This window comes from Actinoplanes sp. NPDC051405 (assembly GCF_055586185.1).
In genome coordinates, this window is sequence record NZ_JBVJIR010000029.1 from 1 (window position 1) to 16,942 (window position 16,942).

At 69.4% G+C, this 16,942-nt stretch carries 18 protein-coding genes and 2 tRNA genes; 7 read left to right on the top strand and 13 right to left on the bottom strand.

Annotation, left to right across the window (positions count from 1 at the left end):
- The first annotated feature begins 571 nt into the window (after positions 1–571).
- Positions 572–787 carry a hypothetical protein gene (locus ACZ6S4_RS41140; RefSeq protein WP_433725851.1) on the top strand — a complete coding sequence of 72 codons (216 nt, stop codon included), beginning with the start codon at positions 572–574 and terminating at the stop codon, positions 785–787.
- Between the two features lie 1,487 nt (positions 788–2,274).
- Here ACZ6S4_RS41140 and ACZ6S4_RS41145 read toward each other — a convergent pair.
- From ACZ6S4_RS41145 to ACZ6S4_RS41175, 7 genes are all read right to left on the bottom strand, one after another.
- Entirely contained in the window at positions 2,275–3,072 is a 798-nt protein-coding gene (locus ACZ6S4_RS41145) for a carbon-nitrogen hydrolase family protein (protein WP_465480094.1), read from the bottom strand.
- Positions 3,073–3,199: 127 nt separating this feature from the next.
- On the bottom strand, positions 3,200–3,733 hold the full coding sequence (locus ACZ6S4_RS41150; protein WP_465480095.1) for a GNAT family N-acetyltransferase: 534 nt from the start codon (positions 3,731–3,733) through the stop codon (positions 3,200–3,202).
- A gap of 110 nt (positions 3,734–3,843) precedes the next feature.
- Complete coding sequence (clpX, locus tag ACZ6S4_RS41155; RefSeq protein ID WP_125811422.1) at positions 3,844–5,136, bottom strand: ATP-dependent Clp protease ATP-binding subunit ClpX; 1,293 nt, start codon at positions 5,134–5,136, stop codon at positions 3,844–3,846.
- A 271-nt stretch (positions 5,137–5,407) separates the two neighbouring features.
- Positions 5,408–6,070 (bottom strand): ATP-dependent Clp protease proteolytic subunit, encoded by a 663-nt coding sequence (locus tag ACZ6S4_RS41160; RefSeq protein WP_465480096.1) that lies wholly within the window; start codon positions 6,068–6,070, stop codon positions 5,408–5,410.
- An 11-nt stretch (positions 6,071–6,081) separates the two neighbouring features.
- The gene (locus tag ACZ6S4_RS41165) at positions 6,082–6,714 is read right to left on the bottom strand and encodes an ATP-dependent Clp protease proteolytic subunit (RefSeq protein WP_212989817.1); all 633 of its coding nucleotides are present in this window, start codon (positions 6,712–6,714) and stop codon (positions 6,082–6,084) included.
- A gap of 205 nt (positions 6,715–6,919) precedes the next feature.
- Positions 6,920–8,269: a trigger factor gene (gene tig / locus ACZ6S4_RS41170; protein ID WP_465480097.1), complete on the bottom strand. Its 1,350-nt coding sequence runs from the start codon at positions 8,267–8,269 to the stop codon at positions 6,920–6,922.
- A gap of 39 nt (positions 8,270–8,308) precedes the next feature.
- Positions 8,309–8,382 (bottom strand) — tRNA-Pro (locus ACZ6S4_RS41175).
- A gap of 141 nt (positions 8,383–8,523) precedes the next feature.
- On the opposite strand from ACZ6S4_RS41175, the gene ACZ6S4_RS41180 reads away from it, so the two are divergent.
- The 4 genes from ACZ6S4_RS41180 (at position 8,524) to ACZ6S4_RS41195 (ending at position 10,305) form a co-directional block, all read left to right on the top strand.
- Positions 8,524–8,594, top strand: a tRNA-Gly gene (locus tag ACZ6S4_RS41180).
- 130 nt (positions 8,595–8,724) lie between these two features.
- Positions 8,725–9,336, top strand: a complete 612-nt coding sequence (locus ACZ6S4_RS41185) for a hypothetical protein (protein ID WP_465480098.1) — start codon at positions 8,725–8,727, stop codon at positions 9,334–9,336.
- A gap of 26 nt (positions 9,337–9,362) precedes the next feature.
- A complete protein-coding gene (locus ACZ6S4_RS41190; protein WP_465480099.1) occupies positions 9,363–9,512 on the top strand; it encodes a hypothetical protein in 150 nt (49 codons plus the stop codon).
- Positions 9,513–9,828: 316 nt separating this feature from the next.
- The gene (locus ACZ6S4_RS41195) at positions 9,829–10,305 is read left to right on the top strand and encodes a Crp/Fnr family transcriptional regulator (RefSeq protein WP_465480100.1); all 477 of its coding nucleotides are present in this window, start codon (positions 9,829–9,831) and stop codon (positions 10,303–10,305) included.
- Here ACZ6S4_RS41195 and ACZ6S4_RS41200 read toward each other — a convergent pair.
- The 4 genes from ACZ6S4_RS41200 to ACZ6S4_RS41215 form a co-directional block, all read right to left on the bottom strand.
- The gene (locus ACZ6S4_RS41200; RefSeq protein WP_465480101.1) at positions 10,226–11,077 is read right to left on the bottom strand and encodes a hypothetical protein; all 852 of its coding nucleotides are present in this window, start codon (positions 11,075–11,077) and stop codon (positions 10,226–10,228) included. The two genes, ACZ6S4_RS41195 and ACZ6S4_RS41200, sit on opposite strands and share 80 nt — an antisense overlap.
- A 191-nt stretch (positions 11,078–11,268) precedes the next feature.
- Complete coding sequence (locus tag ACZ6S4_RS41205; RefSeq protein WP_465480102.1) at positions 11,269–11,796, bottom strand: SRPBCC domain-containing protein; 528 nt, start codon at positions 11,794–11,796, stop codon at positions 11,269–11,271.
- Positions 11,793–12,116, bottom strand: a complete 324-nt coding sequence (locus ACZ6S4_RS41210) for an ArsR/SmtB family transcription factor (protein ID WP_360824985.1) — start codon at positions 12,114–12,116, stop codon at positions 11,793–11,795. The genes ACZ6S4_RS41205 and ACZ6S4_RS41210 overlap by 4 nt, the downstream gene beginning before the upstream one ends.
- 84 nt (positions 12,117–12,200) lie before the next feature.
- The gene (locus ACZ6S4_RS41215; RefSeq protein WP_360554863.1) at positions 12,201–12,578 is read right to left on the bottom strand and encodes a LapA family protein; all 378 of its coding nucleotides are present in this window, start codon (positions 12,576–12,578) and stop codon (positions 12,201–12,203) included.
- Between the two features lie 153 nt (positions 12,579–12,731).
- Here ACZ6S4_RS41215 and ACZ6S4_RS41220 point away from each other — a divergent pair, with 153 nt between their 5' ends.
- Positions 12,732–13,871 carry a CAP domain-containing protein gene (locus ACZ6S4_RS41220; protein ID WP_465480103.1) on the top strand — a complete coding sequence of 380 codons (1,140 nt, stop codon included), beginning with the start codon at positions 12,732–12,734 and terminating at the stop codon, positions 13,869–13,871.
- 27 nt (positions 13,872–13,898) lie between these two features.
- Here ACZ6S4_RS41220 and ACZ6S4_RS41225 read toward each other — a convergent pair whose 3' ends face one another.
- Together ACZ6S4_RS41225 and ACZ6S4_RS41230 are read right to left on the bottom strand one after the other, a co-directional pair.
- Positions 13,899–14,795 carry a glycosyltransferase family 2 protein gene (locus tag ACZ6S4_RS41225; protein WP_465480104.1) on the bottom strand — a complete coding sequence of 299 codons (897 nt, stop codon included), beginning with the start codon at positions 14,793–14,795 and terminating at the stop codon, positions 13,899–13,901.
- A gap of 67 nt (positions 14,796–14,862) precedes the next feature.
- The gene (locus tag ACZ6S4_RS41230; protein WP_465480105.1) at positions 14,863–15,516 is read right to left on the bottom strand and encodes a DNA-directed RNA polymerase II; all 654 of its coding nucleotides are present in this window, start codon (positions 15,514–15,516) and stop codon (positions 14,863–14,865) included.
- Between the two features lie 98 nt (positions 15,517–15,614).
- On the opposite strand from ACZ6S4_RS41230, the gene ACZ6S4_RS41235 reads away from it, so the two are divergent.
- On the top strand, positions 15,615–16,856 hold the full coding sequence (locus ACZ6S4_RS41235; protein WP_465480106.1) for a GNAT family N-acetyltransferase: 1,242 nt from the start codon (positions 15,615–15,617) through the stop codon (positions 16,854–16,856).
- Positions 16,857–16,942 lie beyond the last annotated feature (86 nt).

Here is a 16,942-nt window from a genome sequence, read left to right on the forward strand (position 1 = left end):
AAGAACCCCCAACCCCACAAAAGAGGCCGAGGCATTACTCATGGCACTGGCTTATCTAGCACCCTGTTGAGTTCTCAAAGAACAACCACACACCGCACCAGGTTCCTATCGGAACCCGTTTCGGGGCAACCGCTCAAACTTACCCGGTCGGCTTCGCCAGCGCAAGACCTGAGTCTTGGAAGATCCGAGGACCTTCGTGGCACCGCCCGAATGTTTCCCGCGCTGACACTCACCCCAGGAGGTGTGATTGTCGTCGGGTGGCCTTGCAGACCGGCCGATGATCGCTTGGCGATCCATCCGCCCGGCTCCTGCCGGCTGTTGTACTTTACCCGGTCGGTCTCGCTGGCGCAACTCCGGTTTCCCGGTTAGGCCTGCATCGCCCGGTGCTGTCGGTAAGCATAGCGCCTTCCTTCAGCTGCCTCCAAGTTGCCGCCGGATCGGTCACTTTCGTGCCGTTCCGTCCGGGTTCCCCTCGGGCAGAGAGAAAGTTACGCGACGCCCCACCCGAAACGCAAATCGACAGGAGTGCCCATCCCGCCATCAGGTGCGACACCGTGCCAGAGTGGCAGTCATGGCCCATCCCCCGGTGCTCGCCGCCGACGCGCTGTTCAATCTGTTGGCGCCGCTGACACAGGTGATCATCGGTGTCCTGGTGCTGGCCGCGGTGGTCGTGTCGGTACACCGTCTGGTCCAGCGTGGACCGACCCGGATGGGCGGAGCGATGCTGCTCATCGGCGGTGCGCTGGTCTGTGTCGCGGTCCTGAGCTACCTGGTGCAGACCTTCTGAACATCCGGAACGAGGGCTCGATGAGCCGGCGTCGCAAGGGTGACGGCCATCGTCCCCCGGGCTAGAGGTGAAGATCCGGAAGGCAGAGCCGGAACAACGGAATGGCGGGTCTGCCAATCACCCGCCAGGAGTGGCGGGTCTGGAGATTCCCCACCGGGAGTGCCGGGCATCGGCTGCTCCGTGGGAAGTCGCGGGTCCAACAGTTGCCTCGCCGGGAAGGCCGGGTTCAACAGCCGGACCACGAGTGCCGGGCTCGACAGCCAGCCATCAGGAAGGCCGGGTCTAACAGCGGTTCCGGCGGGAAGGCCAGGCCCAACGGCCACCCACCAGGAAGGCCGGGCCTAACAGCGGTTCCGGCGGGAAGGCCAGGCCCAACGGCCACCCACCACGAAGCCGGGCCCAACAGCCGCCCACCCGGAGTGCCCGGTCCAACAGCCGCCCGCACAAAGTCGCGGTCCAACATGCCACTCGCCTGTAGGTGCTGGGGTCCAACAGTGAGCCCGCAGAAAGTGGCAGGTCCAGCAATCGCCTGATGGGAGCACCGGCGCAGCGCTCGCACGCCGGCATCCGAGGGTCCACTATTCGCTCGCCGGAACTCGCGGGTCCAGCAATGTGAGTGCGGCCAGCACTCGTCCCCCGGGACAAGCGGATCCAGCAAACACCTGGCCGGAGCGGTGGGGCAGCAGTTGCTAACGGCATCCGAGGGTCCAGCGATCGCCGGCTGAGGCTCGCGGGGTCAGCAAACTACTGATGAAAGCGCCAGGGCAGCACTCGCATGCCGGCATCCGCGGGTCCAGCAATCGAGGACCGAGGCTTGCGGGGTCAGCAACGCCCGATGGGAGCGCCGGGCGCAGCACTCGCATGCCGACATTCGCGGTCCAACAAGAATCCCGCCGGGAATCGGGGGTCTGGCAAGCGCCCGCCGGGAATCGCCGGTCTGGCAAGCGCCCGCCGGGAATCGCCGGTCTGGCAAGCGCCCGCCGGGAATCGGGGGTCCGGCAAGCGCCCGCCGGGAATCGCGGGCCCGGCAATCGCCCGGCGGAGTGGCGTGTCTAGCGGCCGCCCGCAACGCAGCGCCCGGTCAGCAGTCGCCCGTAAGCAGTGGCGGTCCAACGGTCGCTCGCAGAACAGCGGCGAGAGTCCAGCAGCCGCTGACAGCCAGTGGCGGCTCCTCGACGCCGGTCGGGTGAGTGCCGGGGACGGGCGCCGCCCCCCCGGGTGAGAACCGTCAAGACCACCAATCGGGATTCCGGCAGTGACCTGCTGCCTGCCGCAACCCGGCATCCGAACGCGGAACCAAAGACCCCGATCAAGGCACCGATGAAACCCTCAAGTCTGCCACCGGCAGCCGACCGAGCAGCAACGATGCCCACTCACCGGCAGAATGCGACCACGGTGCGCAGCCGCATACTGTCAAGGCCGCGAACCCCAGCTACGTGACTCCGAATCCCGAAGTTCGGGACCCATGATCGCCGAAGAGGCAGGGGTCAGAGCCGGCGGTTGGCCAGGCTTGGTAGCTCGGTCCGGATCTCGTCCAGGCGGTCCAAATCGAGGTCTGCCGTCACGATGCCCACCGTGTCCGGCGCCTGTGCCACCACCGTGCCCCATGGGTCGATGATCATGCTGCGGCCGAAGCACGTACGGCCGGGGTCGTGGTCGCCGATCTGGCCGGCCGCCACCACGTAGCACTGGTTCTCGATCGCCCGGGCGCGGAGCAGCACCTCCCAGTGGTCGCGTCCGGTGTGCATCATGAACGCCGCCGGCACGATGATCACCTTGGCTTCGCCCTGCACTGCCAGCCGCCGGTACAGCTCCGGGAAGCGCAGGTCGTAGCAGATCGACAGGCCCGTGCGGACACCTTCGATGTCGGTCACCACGGTTTCGTCGCCCGGCGCCACCGAGCGGGATTCCTGGTAGGACACCCGGCCGGGGATCTCCACGTCGTACAGGTGGATCTTGCGGTAGGTCGCCGCGAGCTCGCCCGTCCGGTTGAAGATCAGCGAGGTGTTGTAGGTGCGGTCCGGGTCCGGGCCGGCCTCGTGGAACGAGCCCGCGTGCACCCAGATGCCCAGCTCGCGGGCCGCGCCGGCGAAGAACTCGGCGAATTCGCCGTCGATCGACTCGGGTTTGGGCAGGCCGGCGGACCGGCCGAGGTAGTCGACGTATTCGGGCAGGACCGCCAGGTCCGCGCCGGCCGCGGCCGCGCGGCCCAGCAGCTCGCGGGCGGCGGCCAGATTGGCCGCCCGATCGTCGCGAGCATTGAGCTGGCACACGGCGACACGCATGACTGCAAGGGTACGGCGCAGAGCCCCGTCCCGCGTGCCACGGACCTCAGCGGCCGGGCGGCATCAGCAGCACCTCGGCCCCCACGGGTGCATACCCGGCGACAAGGAAAGCCCGCAAGCACGACGCTCAGCGGCCGGGCGGCATCAGCAGCACCTCGGCCCCCACGGGTGCATACCCGGCGACAAGGAAAGCCCGCAGGCTCGACGCGTTGCCGGGGGCGACCTGAGCCCACACCGGCCGGCCCTCGGGTACGACGTGGCGCGCCGCTGCCGCCAAGGCTCGGCCCACTCCCCCGTTGCGGGCGCCGGGCTCGACCTCGACCGCGGCTTCCCACCGTCCGCCGAGTCCCCGGCCGAGCACCAGCACGCCCGGCCCGCACGTCCAGACCCGTACCTCGGTGCGGTAACGGCGGGCGCGTACCACCCGGGGGTGGTTGCTGTCCTCGATCAGGGAGAGCTCGACTGAGGGCGGTCCGACGGCGGGCGGGGCCAGCAGGACCGCGTCGATGTTGCCGGCCGACAGGCGCAGGCGTTCCTCGAGCGCACCGAGGAAGGTCGCGGAGAGCGGCATGGACAGGTCGTCGCCGGTGCCGAGGTACGAGTCGAGCCAGAACCGGTCGATGTCGGCCGACACGACGACGTGACCCGGAAACGACGCCACCGCCGCCCGCTGGGGCGACGGTGGCGGTACCAGCTCGAGCCAGGGATCGGCCGGGAATCGCTCGTGATGCTCGATCCCGGCCAGGATCTCCGGCAGTCCGTGCTGAGCGGTCAGGCCGACTTCTCCTCGCGCTCACGGCGGGCGCGACGGCCCACGAACTCGCGGGGGACGATCGTCGGGATGACGTTCTCCACCACGACCTCGCGGGTGATGAGCACCCGGGCCGCGTCGGGGTTGCTCGGGACCTCGTACATGACCGTCTGGAGGACTTCCTCCATGATCGCGCGGAGGCCGCGAGCGCCGGTGCCACGCAGCATCGCCTGGTCGGCGATCGCCTCGAGGGCGCCGGTGTCGAACTCCAGCTCCACGCCGTCCAGCTCGAAGAGACGCTGGTACTGCTTCACGTACGCGTTGCGGGGCTCGGTGAGGATCTTGATCAGGGCCTCACGGTCGAGGTTGCGGACCGTGGTGATCACCGGAAGGCGGCCGATGAACTCGGGGATCAGCCCGAACTTCAGCATGTCCTCCGGCATTACCTTGCTGAAGATGTCGTCGGTGTTGCGCTCGGAGACCGACCGCAGGTGCGCACCGAAACCGACACCGCCCTGACCGACCCGCGACTCGATGATCCGGTCCAGGCCGGCGAACGCGCCACCCACGATGAACAGCACGTTGGTGGTGTCGATCTGGATGAACTCCTGGTGCGGGTGCTTACGGCCGCCCTGCGGCGGGACGTTCGCGACCGTACCCTCGAGGATCTTCAGCAGGGCCTGCTGCACACCCTCGCCGGAGACGTCCCGGGTGATCGACGGGTTCTCGCTCTTGCGGGCGATCTTGTCGACCTCGTCGATGTAGATGATGCCCTGCTCGGCGCGCTTGACGTCGTAGTCGGCGGCCTGGATGAGCTTGAGCAGGATGTTCTCCACATCCTCACCCACGTAGCCCGCCTCGGTCAGCGCCGTGGCGTCCGCGATGGCGAACGGCACGTTGAGCATCCGGGCCAGCGTCTGCGCGAGGTGGGTCTTACCGCAGCCGGTGGGGCCGATGAGCATGATGTTGGACTTGGCCACCTCGACGTCGCTGCCACCCCCGGGCGCGCCGGCCGACTCGGCCTGGATCCTCTTGTAGTGGTTGTAGACAGCTACCGAGAGGGCCTTCTTGGCCTGCTCCTGCCCCACCACGTAGGTGTCGAGGAACTGGCAGATCTCCATCGGCTTGGGAAGCTCTTCCCACTTCACCTCGCCGGTTTCGGCCAGCTCTTCCTCAATGATCTCGTTGCAGAGGTCGATGCACTCGTCGCAGATGTAGACACCAGGGCCCGCGATGAGCTTCTTGACCTGCTTCTGGGACTTCCCACAGAAGGAGCACTTCAGTAGGTCGCCACCGTCGCCGATCCGTGCCACCTACGTTCTCCCTGCGCTCATCGGCCGGCTGCTGCCGGCCCCTGGCCTGAGGATGAATTTCCTCGTTGCCGAACCACGTCCTACAGAGTTCATCGTCTGCCGGCCCGCGTTACTGAGGTTGCTGGCTTGACGTTACCCGCTGTGGGGCCGTTCTCCGACCCCCCAAAACGGGCGTGTCAGGGGTCAGTCAGTCTAGCGTGAGCCGACCGACCCCCGACACCGCGTGCTCCGGGCACAGATGGCGCCGTGCCTCACCTGCCCAGGGGCAGGCTCAGCTGCCGGCCCCGACGCCCTGCAGGCTCTTCTTACGGGTGGCCAGGACGGTGTCGACCAGGCCGTACTCCTTGGCCTCGGCTGCCGTCATGATCTTGTCGCGGTCGACGTCCTTGCGGACCTGCTCGGTGGTGCGGCCGGAGTGGCGGGAGATCATCTCCTCCATCTGGCTGCGCATCCGCAGGATCTCGCGGGCCTGGATCTCGATGTCCGAGCCCTGGCCGTAGCCGCCCTCGGTGGCCGGCTGGTGGATGATGATCCGCGAGTGCGGGAGCGCCATCCGCTTGCCGGGGGTGCCGCCGGCCAGCAGCACGGCGGCCGCGCTGGCCGCCTGGCCCAGGCAGACCGTGCTGATGTCCGGGCGGACGTACTGCATCGTGTCGTAGATCGCCGTCATGGCGGTGAACGAGCCACCGGGCGAGTTGATGTACATCAGGATGTCACGGTCCGGGTCGGCGCTCTCCAGCGTCAGCAGCTGGGCCATCACGTCGTTGGCCGACGCGTCGTCCACCTGCACGCCGAGGAAGATGATCCGGTCCTCGAACATCTTGTTGTACGGGTTCGACTCCTTCACGCCGTACGACGTGCGCTCGACGAACGAGGGCAGGACGTAGCGGTTGTGCACCGGAGCGAACCCGGAGGGCATGGTCAGGTCAGTCATCGTGCAGCTCCTCAGTTCAGCGTTCCGGCGCCCTCGGGAACCTGAGTGGCCCCGGTGATCACCTTGTCGATGAAGCCGTAGTTCTTTGCCTCCTCGGCCGTGAACCAGCGGTCCCGGTCGGAGTCGGCCTCGATCTGTGCCTGGTCCTGGCCGGTGTGGAAAGACACCCGCTCCTGGAACATGCGCTTGGTGTAGAGCATCTGCTCGGCCTGGATGGCGATGTCGGCGGCTGTGCCGCCCATGCCGCCCGACGGCTGGTGCATCATGATCCGCGCGTGCGGGAGCGCGTAGCGCTTGCCCTTGGTGCCGGCGCAGAGCAGCAACTGACCCATCGACGCGGCCATGCCCATGGCCACGGTGGAGACGTCATTGTCGATGAACTGCATCGTGTCGTAGATCGCCATGCCGGAGTACACCGAACCACCCGGCGAGTTGATCCAGAGATTGATGTCGCGGTCCGGGTCCTCCGCGGAGAGCAGGAGCAACTGCGCGCAGATGCGATTGGCAACCTGGTCGGTCACTTCGCTGCCGAGGAAGATGATCCGCTCCCGCAGCAGGCGGTTGTAGACCGAGTCGTCGAGGTTGCCACTGATGGAGTCACCACCACGCAGGGTGGGGCTCGCAGGGATGTGCAGATCGGTCATGGCAGCCCTTCACAGCTGACTGTGTCGGCCGAGCTATCCGGCCGGCAGGTTGTCCGTCGTACGACCAACCTAACCGGTCGCATGCGCATCAGCTTCCCGCTCGGGCAGGTGTTCGCTGACAGCGCATCAGCTCCCGCCGTACCCGGAAAAAGAGCGGCCGCCGCGCGCCGGAAGCGACGCGCGGCGGCCGATCCATGGCACCAGCTCAGTGGTTGTGCCCGGCGTGCTCGTCCTCGGAGGCCTCGCGGAGGTCGTCGAGGGAGAGCGTGTTGCCGGCGGTGTCGTTCATCGTGACCCGCTCCATGACGCTGGCCAGGGCCTTGCCGCGCCGCACGTCGCCGAAGACGGCCGCGGCCGCCCCCGACTGGACGAGCTGGTCGTAGTACTGCTGCGGCTGCATCTGGGCGCGCTGGGCGCGGTGCACGATCTCGTGCCCGAACTCGTCGTCGGAGACCTGGATGTCCTCGGCGTCCGCGATGGTGTCGAGCAGCAGCTGGATCCGGACGCCCTCGGTGGCCGCCTCGGTCAGCTCGGTGTCGATCTGCTCCTCGGTCTTCTCCTCGGAGGTCAGGTAGTCCTCCAGGGTGGCGCCGATGCGCTCGAGCTGGTCGGTCATGGCCTGCTTGCGGCCCTCGACCTCGTCCTTGACGATGCCCTCGGGCGCGGGGATCTCGGCGGCCTCGACGAGCTGCTTGAGCGCTTCGTCGCGGGCGGCGTAGATCTGCTCGACCTTCTTGACCTTGCCGAGCCGCTCACGCAGGTCGTTCTTCAGCTCGTCGAGCGTGTCGAACTCGCTGGCCAGCTGGGCGAACTCGTCGTCGATCTCAGGCAGCTGCTTGTCCTTGACCGAGTTGACCTTGACCGACACCTCGGCGTCGCGGCCGGCGAAGTCGCCGCCGACGAGCTGGGTGGTGAAGGTGGCGTCGGCACCGGCGACCAGGCCGACCAGGACCTCGTCGAGGCCCGGGAGCAGCTGCTTGCTGCCGACCTCGTGCGAGATGTTCGTCGCGGAGCCGCCGGGCACCTCCTCACCGTCGACCGTCGCGCGCAGGTCGAGCTGGACGTAGTCGCCCTCCTCGGCCGGGCGGTCCACGGTCTTGAGGGTGGCGAAACGCTCCCGCAGGCCGTTGATCTGCTCGTCGATCTCGTTGTCACCGATCTCCACGGCCGGCACCGTGACGGAGATGCCGGACAGGTCGGGAATCGAGATCTCCGGCCGGACGTCGACCTCGGCCGTGAACTTCAGCGGCTCGTTGTCGGCGAACTCGGTGATCTCCACCTCGGGCCGGCCCAGCGTCTTGACGTCGTGCTCGCGCACCGCGGCGAGGATCTGCTGCGGGATGGCCTCCTGGACGGCCTCGTTGAGGACCGTGCCCCGGCCGACGCGCTGGTCGATGACCGCGGCGGGGATCTTGCCCCGGCGGAAGCCGGGGATCTGGACCTGAGAACCGATTTCGCGGTACGCCTTCAGCAGGCTGGGCTTCAGCTCGTCGAACGGCACCTCGATGGCGAGCCGCACCCGAGTCGGACTCAGAGTCTCGACGGTGCTCTTCACAGGCGTACTCCTTGATGGATCTCTTCGATGTTGGTGAAGTCGGGGTGGCGGGATTTGAACCCACGGCCCCTCGCTCCCAAAGCGAGTGCGCTACCAAGCTGCGCCACACCCCGTGGCGACGGCAAGTGTATGCGGTCCGCCGCGTGTCGTGTGCCGCGGCGTCACCCGGGTGCGCCACGCGGGGGATATCGGGTTCGCATGCCGCGACGGCATTCAGTAGTGTGGGGCACGCGCGGCACCTCGGTGCGGCGCATGCGGGCGTAGCTCAATGGTAGAGCCTCAGTCTTCCAAACTGATTACGCGAGTTCGATTCTCGTCGCCCGCTCAGAGCATAAAGGCCCAGGTCAGAGGCGGTTTCCTCGGCCTGGGCCTTCGTCATTCCTGGTCCGCATACCGTCTTGCCGACCGGCGGAAACCTGCTCGGCATTCCTGACAGAGGCTGCGATCATCCGGCGATGGGAAGTTGGACCTTCGACGGCGAGCTGTACGAGATCATCTCGATGTACAGCCTCCCCGACGATGCCTGGCGCTACGAGCTGACCGGACTGACCGGACGTCCGGCCACCAGCTCCTACCTGGCCATCGACATCCCCGACGCGACCCCGGACGGGGCCTTCACACCAAGGCCGGCTCAACACGTCGTGGTCCATGCGGGCGGCGGGGTCCTGCCCTGGCTCGTGCTGATGAAGCTGATCGATCAGCTCGACTCCAGCGGTGACCTGGTCGACGAGGAGCGCGACCTGTCAGCCGAGGCAACGGCCCTCCCACTGACGCTCAACACCTGGTCACACGGGAGCCAACGGTTCCAGGTCAACCAGTTTCACTACGGCGACGTCGACTCGTGGTGTTACGAGTTGTACGAGGTCGACCCGGATGCCACCGAGAACAACTTCCTCGACGTGCGCATCCCCGACGCCTCGCCGGAGGACGGGCCGTTCGTCCCTATGCCGGCCGACCACGTGACGATGACCATGCACGGCCGCTGGGCGCTCCCCTGGCCGATCTTCCGGCGCTTCCTCGACGCCGTCCAAGCTGCCGGAGACATCGTCGCGCCAGACCGGCACTGACTCTCGCCCGCCCATACTTGGCGGCCATGGGAGTCCAGGCGTACGTGTACTGCCGCCGTTGCTGGCAGGACGGGCTGGCCGTACCACTGCCGGTCGGGCCGGTCGGCTTCGACGAGGACGGCCGGCTCGGTTTGCTGGAGCCCTGGTACCGCAGCAACGCGGATTCCCGCCGCTGAGGTGCCCGCCGTCCTGGCCGAGCTGGACCATTTCGAGCATCGGGCCCGGCTGTCGGTGAGACCGTCGTCGAGGAGGGCGACCGGCGACAATCGCCTCGATCCGCCGGCCACCGTGTTCCGGGCGCACCGGTTCGCTGTGCGGTCAGGGCGCGCTCGGCGGCGGATTTCGCCCGCATGGCGGGGACGCTGCGGCGGCTGTGTGCCGCATCGCCGGCGACGGGAAATCCGGTGCACCGGGTCTGACGGGCCGTTGGACCCGGTGGGACCTGACGTGTGGCCCTCACTCCGGTGCCGTTGCCCGCGGTGTGCTGGGGCCATGTTCACCACCGTCGAGATGCTTGCCGACCAGCCGTTCCTGGCCGGGCTCACCGAGCACCAGCTCGGGCTGCTCGCCCCGCTGACCAGCCGGTCGATGTTCCACGCCGGGAACCGGATCTTCGGCCAGGGCACACCCGCCGAGCAGTTCTGGCTGATCACCGACGGCCGGGTGTACCTCGACGCCGAGGTGCCCGGTTACGACAACTTCGTGCTGGAGACGCTCAAGCCCGGTGCCGTGCTCGGGTGGTCGTGGTTGTTCCCGCCGTACCGGTGGCATTTCGGTGCTGTCGCGACCAGCACCGCGCACACGCTGACCTTCAACGGGCCGCTGGTCCGGGCCCTGTGCCAGCGGGACCCGGCGCTGGGCTTCGAGCTCACCAGCCGCTTCCTGCGCGTCATGGGCGAACGTCTCCAGTCGGCCCGAAGCCGGCTGCAGGACTGCCAGCGGGCGGCCGGTCACCGGAACGACGTGTGACGGCGAGCAAATTCAAGATCACCGCGTACGCGGCCGCGCTGACCAGCAGGGCGATGGTGGCGGACCGGCCCATGTCCCCCACCGGTACGGGCGGGAACTCCCACACGTCGGCCGACAGCCCGGCCAGCGCGATCGCCGCGCCCGCCGCCACGAACGGGACCGCCCACAGCAACCACGGCCAGGCGTCGAACTCGTCGTCCTGAACCAGCCCGGTCAGGGTGGTCACGCTCCAGAACATCAGGAAGAGAGCCAGCAGCGGCCATCGGCGTCTCCGGAGGCGCCGGCTGCTGTCGATCAGGATGCCGAGACCGACTCCCGCCGCGGCGTACAGGGGGAAGGCCGCCAGCTCGCGGAGCAGTACCCGCATCAGGATCGGATCGTCGACCGCGGGGAAGGCGGCGGGCCGGACGCTCTCCAGGGCCGCCGCCAGCGGGAAGGCGGCGGCGACCGTCACGCCGGCCAGCACGACACCGAGCGCCACCGCCATCGCCAGAGCGACCGCGTGCCGGTGCCGGCGGCTCAGCGCGATCCCGGCGATCAGGGCCAGCAGCTGACCGCAGAGCACGCCGGAGGTGTACCGGAAGATGCGCCGGGTCTGCACCCACTCCAGCTGCTGGCCGTCTCCCTGCGGGTCGAAATTGACCCAGTACTCGTAGTAGCCGGTGTTGAACGGCATCGCCGCCCAGGCCAGGACCGCCGCCACCGGCACGCACCAGACCGCGGGGTGACTCACCACGCGGCGCAGCGTGGCCGCATCGATCGCTGTCGGCATTCCTGGAGACTGACAACTTGAGTCAACCCGAGGAGTAGGCGTTGGTGGCCGGTGGCCGCTCTGGTGCCGTTGAGCGCCGGGCTTTCGCTGATCCCTATGATGGCCGGCTGGCGCTGGGGCGGCACCGGGATACCGAAGACCGGCTCACCTGACGATGCCGGCCCGGCGCGCGGGCCGGCATCGCCTGGTGGCTAGCGGCCGCTCAGCGCCGTACCCGTCTCCAGGACCGACTTGAGGTCGCTGAGCACCCAGGCCCAGCCGCCGCCGCCCGCCTCGTCGAGCGGGGAACCCGCGACCATCGTCGCGGTGGCCGGGGCACCGGCCATCTCGTGGGTGACCGTCAGGCGGCAGACGCCGGGCTGGGACTTCAGCTCCTCGATGAGGTACGTCAGCGTCGTATACGGCTCCGCGGCGGTCGTCGGGTCCATCAGCATCCGCCAGGTCTGCACCAGCAGCCGGGGCGGGTCGCTCTCCACGACCTCGCCGTCGACGATGCGGTCCGGGATCGGGAAGCCGTTCTCCTTGCCGAACGCGCGCATCTCGTCGGTGGCGTCCGAGTGGTATTCGCCGCCGGGCTTGAGGTCGAAGTGGGCCGGGGCGGCATAGCCGTACTTCACGGTCCACTCCGGGTCGGTGATCGCGGTCCAGATCTTCTCCGGCGTGGCCTTGATCCACACGCGGTAGACCTGGGTCGGCGGAGCGGTCGTCTCGGTGGTCATGTCTCGTCCTCCAGCGCGTTCTTGAGATCGACGAGCGCCGTCACGTGACGCTCGGTGTACTTGTCGATCCAGCGGTCGTGGATCAGCCGGATCGGCACGGGATTGAGGAAGTGCAACTTCTCCCGGCCCGCGCGGCGGACCACGACCAGTCCCGCCTCCTCGAGCACCTTGAGGTGCTTGGCCACGCCGAAGCGGGTCATCTCCACCTCGGACTCGAGCTCGGTGAGCGTGCGGCCCTCGCGGGTGAAGAGCAGGTCGAGCAGGAAGCGACGGGTCGGGTCGGCGAGTGCCTTGAACACCCTGTCGTCGTCGTCCGTCATGACGCCAAGTTATGTGACCATTGGGTCACATGTCAAGGCGTGAAAAACTCCGCCCGGCGTCAGGCCGGACGGAGTCGATGGTGCTCAGCGGCGGCGGACCAGCCGGCGCAGCTGGATGATCCGGACCGACGCCACCGCCATCGCGACGAACGCGCCGCACACCCCGGCGATCAGCATCGCCAGGGCCAGCGGGATCTGGCCGTCGAACCAGAGGAAGCTCAGCCGCACGTTGCCGGTGTTCTGGGCGACGAAGATGATCAGCAGGATCAGGCCGACGGCGCCGGCCCAGACCCCGAACCAGACCGCACTGGTACGCGTCCGCGGCACCCGTGGCGACTCCCGGCGCGGCGGCGCCTCACCAGCGCCTTCGAGACCCGCCAGCGTCCCGGCCAGCTCCGGCGGGAGCGGCGGTGGCGCGTCCTCGGCGGGGGTGAGCGGACGGTTCTCGGATGGGAAGACCATAACTCTCAGTCTTGCCCATCGGCGCACTCCGTCAACCCTGTTCACCGGTCTTGCCAGATTTAAGCCGAAGCTAATAGACCTGTGTCGAAAAAGGACGTTACCGTCGGCGCCGGACCGCCCATCCCCACCCCACCCCCAACGATTCGGATCACCATGCGCAGACCCGTCCTCATCGTCGGCGGCATGGCCGTCGTCACCGTCGTCGCCGGAATCGCCGTCGCGGCCAGTGCCAGCGCCGGCACCACGACGTACGAGGCCGAAGCCTCCGTCAACACCTTCGCCGGCGGCGCCCACACCGTCGACTGCCGGCGCTGCTCCGGCGGCAGCCGGGTCACCGGCATCGGCGGCCAGGGCGTCCTCACGATCACCGCAGTGGTGGCCGAGAAGGACGGACCGGCCCGCCTGGCCGTCACGTACACCGCTGAGCGCAGCCGGACCGCGCAGATCAGCGTGAACGGCGCCGTCCCCACGGCCATCGTCTTCCCCGGCACCCGCGGCACGTCCCGGCCGGCCACCCTGCGGCTCACCGCGACGCTGCGCGCCGGCGACAACAACCTGGCCTTCGCCAACTCGGTCGGTGCGGCGCCGGACATCGACAAGGTGGTCATCACGACCGACGGCACCCCGCCGACCTCGGCCCCGACGGCCACGGCCTCCGCCGTGCCCGGTGCCACCGCCACGGTCACGCCCGGCGAGACCGCGCCGCCCACTCTGCCGACGTCGCCGCCGGCCTCCGGGACACCGGCTCCGAGCAGCCCGAGCCCCACCGGTACGGCACCCGGCGGCACCACCCCGGCCACTCCTTCCACGCCGCGGCCGACGGCGACTCCCACCACCCCGGCCAGCCCGTCGGCACCCGTGACGACCACCGCGGCGCCCAAGCCGACCACCGAACCGACCGGCAACGCGGCACTGGAGGCCGAGGTCGTCCGGATCGTCAACACCGAACGGGCGAAGGCCGGCTGCGCGGCACTGACCGCCGACGACCGGCTCACCGCGGCGGCCCGCGGGCACTCGGCGGACATGGCGGCCCGGGGCTACTTCAGCCACACCACGCCGGAGGGCGTCGAGTTCTCCACCCGCATCACCAGCGCCGGTTACCGCTGGTCCGGGGCGGGCGAGAACATCGCCAAGGGCCAGCGCACCCCGGCCGACGTGATGACCAGCTGGATGAACAGCGCCGGGCACAAGGCGAACATCCTCAACTGCGGGTTCAAGAACATCGGCGTCGGCGTGGCGGCCGACGCCAAGGGCTCGCTGGTGTGGACCCAGGACTTCGCCAGCCCGCTGTAGGCAGTCAGCCGGCCCGGCGCCGTTCGGTCAGCCCACGTACCGGCGGGCGGACGAGCGGCGCTGGGCCGCGTCGAGCGGCGCGAGCCGGGCCTCGACGGCCGCCGGCCGCGGACGCCGCTGCGTGACCAGCCACGGCAGGCCGCGCGCGGCGTCCCAGGCGGCGAGCGCGGAGGTGCGGTCCCGGGGCACCGTCCGGGCCAGGAACATCGTCCGGCGCAGCGCCGCCGGCAACGGGCGCCGCAGCCAGGTGAACCACAGCGTGTTGCGGATCCCGACCCGGCGGCGCAGCCGGGCGTCCCGCAGCTTCGAGGCCCGGTGGTGCACGACCAGATCCTCGCGGTAACAGAGCTCCCAGCCGCCGCTGAGCAGGTCGGTGGCGAGCAGCTCCTCCTCACCGCCGAGCCACAACCGGCTGCTGAAACCGCCGTGGGCCAGGAACGCGTCCCGGCGGACCACGGACGCTCCCGCCAGGAAGCTGCCGATCGCGGGGCCGGGTAGCCAGTCCGGGCCCGGCACCGGGGACTCACGCAGTTCGGTGACGATCGGATCGTCGACGCCACTGGGCTCCACGACGATCCGGGCACAGAGCACAGCAATCTTCGGGTACGCGTCGAGCAGATCCGCGGCCCGGGACAGTGAGCCCGGCTCCCACCACGTGTCGTCGTCACAGAACGCCACGTACGGAGTGTCAAGCTCGCGTACGCCGATGTTGCGACCCACGGCGCCGAGGTTCTCACTCAGAGCAACCACGCGCACCGAGGGGAAGCGCGAGCGCACCGCCTCGGCCGTGCCGTCGGTCGAGCCGTTGTCGACCAGCACGACCGGTGGGCGTTCCGGCAGCTCCACCAGGCGGCTCAGGGCCGCCAGCGCCTCCTCGCGCCGCTGCCACGTGATGACCACGACGCCTGTCCGTTCATCGACCATGGTCGCGCGGGTACCCAGCCACAGGTCGTTAAGGCGTCATCCGCGCAACATCACACGCTGTAACCGGTCAGCGGAAGAGGTCGACCGTCCAGTTGAACGCCGTCATGACCCATTCGGTCTGGCGCAGGTGGGCGACGCCCACGCCGGCCAGGAAGATCCCCGCGACGATGTGCGAGCCCCGCGCGGTGCGGCGGACCCGGCCGAACTGCCGTTCCAGCACCAGCCGGCCGACCAGCCGGGACAGGGCGAACAGGCCCGCGGCGACCAGCAGCGACACGATGAAGACCACGACCGGCGCGGTCAGGTCACCGTCGGACGAGATCGCCCAGATGCCCCAGCAGACGAACGCGAACAGCAGGCCGGCGAAGCTCCACTCGCCGCCGCGGCGCAGCTGACCGAGGTGCCAGCCGAGCGGCCGGCGCTCCTGCGGTGCCTCGGCGCCCGGCCAGCCCGTGCCGGTCGGCTCGTGCTCGGCCGCGAACTGCTGGGTGCGCGGATGCGGATTCACCGCGGCCCGGCCGCTGGAGAACGGGGAGGGCGGCGGCGCGGGCGGTGCCGGCTGGGTCGGCTGGGCCGGCCGAGTCGTCTGGCTCGGCTGGACCGGCTGGGTCGGCGGCCCGGAGGCCGGACGCGACGGCACCGGGGCCGTCGGCGGGTTGGCCCAGGGATCCTGCGGTGGCATGTCGAGCGTCCGCTCGGACCACTGCGGTTGCTCAGGCATCGTTCCCCTCCCCGGTACGGCCGGTTGCCGCCCTGCTTCGAGAGTAACGAGCCAACAAATAGGTCGCCGTCGCGCGCGCCGTCCGTTACACAATCAGCATGGGCGACTCCGGGATCACCGTCAGGACGGGCGACGCCGACGACTGGCCGGCCGTCTCCGAACTGCTGAGCTTCGCGTTCCACGAGCACGTCACCCCGGAGGCCCGCGACGTCGAGGGATCGGTCGTCGAGCCCGAGCGGACGCTGGTCGCCCAGGACGGCGGCACCATCGTCGGGCACGCGGCCGCGTACACCCGGGAGTTGACCGTGCCCGGCACGATCCTGCCGGCCGCGCACGTCACGCTCGTCGCCGTCGCGCCCACCCACAAACGCCGCGGGCTGCTCACCCGGATGATGCACCGCCAGCTGCGGGAGATCGCGGCCGCGGGCCGCGAGCCGATCGCGGCCCTCTGGGCCAGCGAGACCAAGATCTATCCCCGCTTCGGCTACGGACCGGCGGCGCAGCGCCTGCAGATGGAGATCATGATGCGGGAGCTACGGCCGCCGGCCGGGCTCGCACCCGGCTCGGCCGACCGGCTGCGCCTGGTCGACCCGAAGGACGCGATCGCGGAGCTGGCCAAGGTCTACGAACGGGTACGCCCGGAGCGCACCGGCTGGTCCAGCCGCGACGACCGCTGGTGGCGTTTCGTGCTGGCCGACATCGAGTCCCAGCGCGAGGGCGCGACCAGTCTGCGCGGTGTGGTGCACGAGACCCCGCACGGCCCGACGGGATATGCGCTGTGGCGCACCAAGGGCCGCTGGGAACGGCATGGCGCGAACAGCGACGTCCAGGTGCGCGAGGTGGTGGCCGACGATCCGGCCGCGTACGCCGCCCTGTGGAACTTCCTGCTGACCATCGACCTCGCCCGCTCGGTGACGGTCAGCTTCGCGGCCGTGGACGAACCGCTGCAGTACCTGGTCGACGAGCCCCGCCGGCTCGGCACCACCCTGACCGACAGCCTCTGGATCCGCATCACCGACCTGCCGAAAGCCCTGGCCGCGCGGACGTACGCGGCCCCGGTCGACGTCGTGCTGGACGTCACGGACCCGCTGCTGGAGCAGAACACCGGGCGCTGGCGCCTCACCGCGGGCCCGGACGGTCGCGCCACCTGTACGGCGACCACCGACCCGGCCGATTTGGCCTGCACGGTGCTGGAGCTGGGCTCGGCCTATCTGGGGGCCACGTCACTCGCGGCCCTGGGTGCCGCGGGGACGGTTCGCGAGCTGACCCCGGGGAGCCTGCGGCGGGCCTCCATCGCGTTCGGCTGGCATCGGATGCCCAATCCCGTCGAGGTGTTCTGAATGGGGCGGGCGACGGTAGGTTCGGCGTCATGGGCGAAGAACCCGAACGTCGACGCCGTCGCTTGCGTCCCTCCTCGTCGGCCGCG

Coding starts and splice junctions, on each gene's coding strand:
- ACZ6S4_RS41140 (WP_433725851.1), top strand. CDS start 572: ATGGCCCATCCCCCGGTGCTCGCCGCCGACGCGCTGTTCAATCTGTTG.
- ACZ6S4_RS41145 (WP_465480094.1), bottom strand. CDS start 3,072: ATGCGTGTCGCCGTGTGCCAGCTCAATGCTCGCGACGATCGGGCGGCC.
- ACZ6S4_RS41160 (WP_465480096.1), bottom strand. CDS start 6,070: ATGACTGACCTGACCATGCCCTCCGGGTTCGCTCCGGTGCACAACCGC.
- ACZ6S4_RS41165 (WP_212989817.1), bottom strand. CDS start 6,714: ATGACCGATCTGCACATCCCTGCGAGCCCCACCCTGCGTGGTGGTGAC.
- ACZ6S4_RS41185 (WP_465480098.1), top strand. CDS start 8,725: ATGGGAAGTTGGACCTTCGACGGCGAGCTGTACGAGATCATCTCGATG.
- ACZ6S4_RS41190 (WP_465480099.1), top strand. CDS start 9,363: ATGGGAGTCCAGGCGTACGTGTACTGCCGCCGTTGCTGGCAGGACGGG.
- ACZ6S4_RS41195 (WP_465480100.1), top strand. CDS start 9,829: ATGTTCACCACCGTCGAGATGCTTGCCGACCAGCCGTTCCTGGCCGGG.
- ACZ6S4_RS41200 (WP_465480101.1), bottom strand. CDS start 11,077: ATGCCGACAGCGATCGATGCGGCCACGCTGCGCCGCGTGGTGAGTCAC.
- ACZ6S4_RS41205 (WP_465480102.1), bottom strand. CDS start 11,796: ATGACCACCGAGACGACCGCTCCGCCGACCCAGGTCTACCGCGTGTGG.
- ACZ6S4_RS41210 (WP_360824985.1), bottom strand. CDS start 12,116: ATGACGGACGACGACGACAGGGTGTTCAAGGCACTCGCCGACCCGACC.
- ACZ6S4_RS41215 (WP_360554863.1), bottom strand. CDS start 12,578: ATGGTCTTCCCATCCGAGAACCGTCCGCTCACCCCCGCCGAGGACGCG.
- ACZ6S4_RS41220 (WP_465480103.1), top strand. CDS start 12,732: ATGCGCAGACCCGTCCTCATCGTCGGCGGCATGGCCGTCGTCACCGTC.
- ACZ6S4_RS41225 (WP_465480104.1), bottom strand. CDS start 14,795: ATGGTCGATGAACGGACAGGCGTCGTGGTCATCACGTGGCAGCGGCGC.
- ACZ6S4_RS41230 (WP_465480105.1), bottom strand. CDS start 15,516: ATGCCTGAGCAACCGCAGTGGTCCGAGCGGACGCTCGACATGCCACCG.
- ACZ6S4_RS41235 (WP_465480106.1), top strand. CDS start 15,615: ATGGGCGACTCCGGGATCACCGTCAGGACGGGCGACGCCGACGACTGG.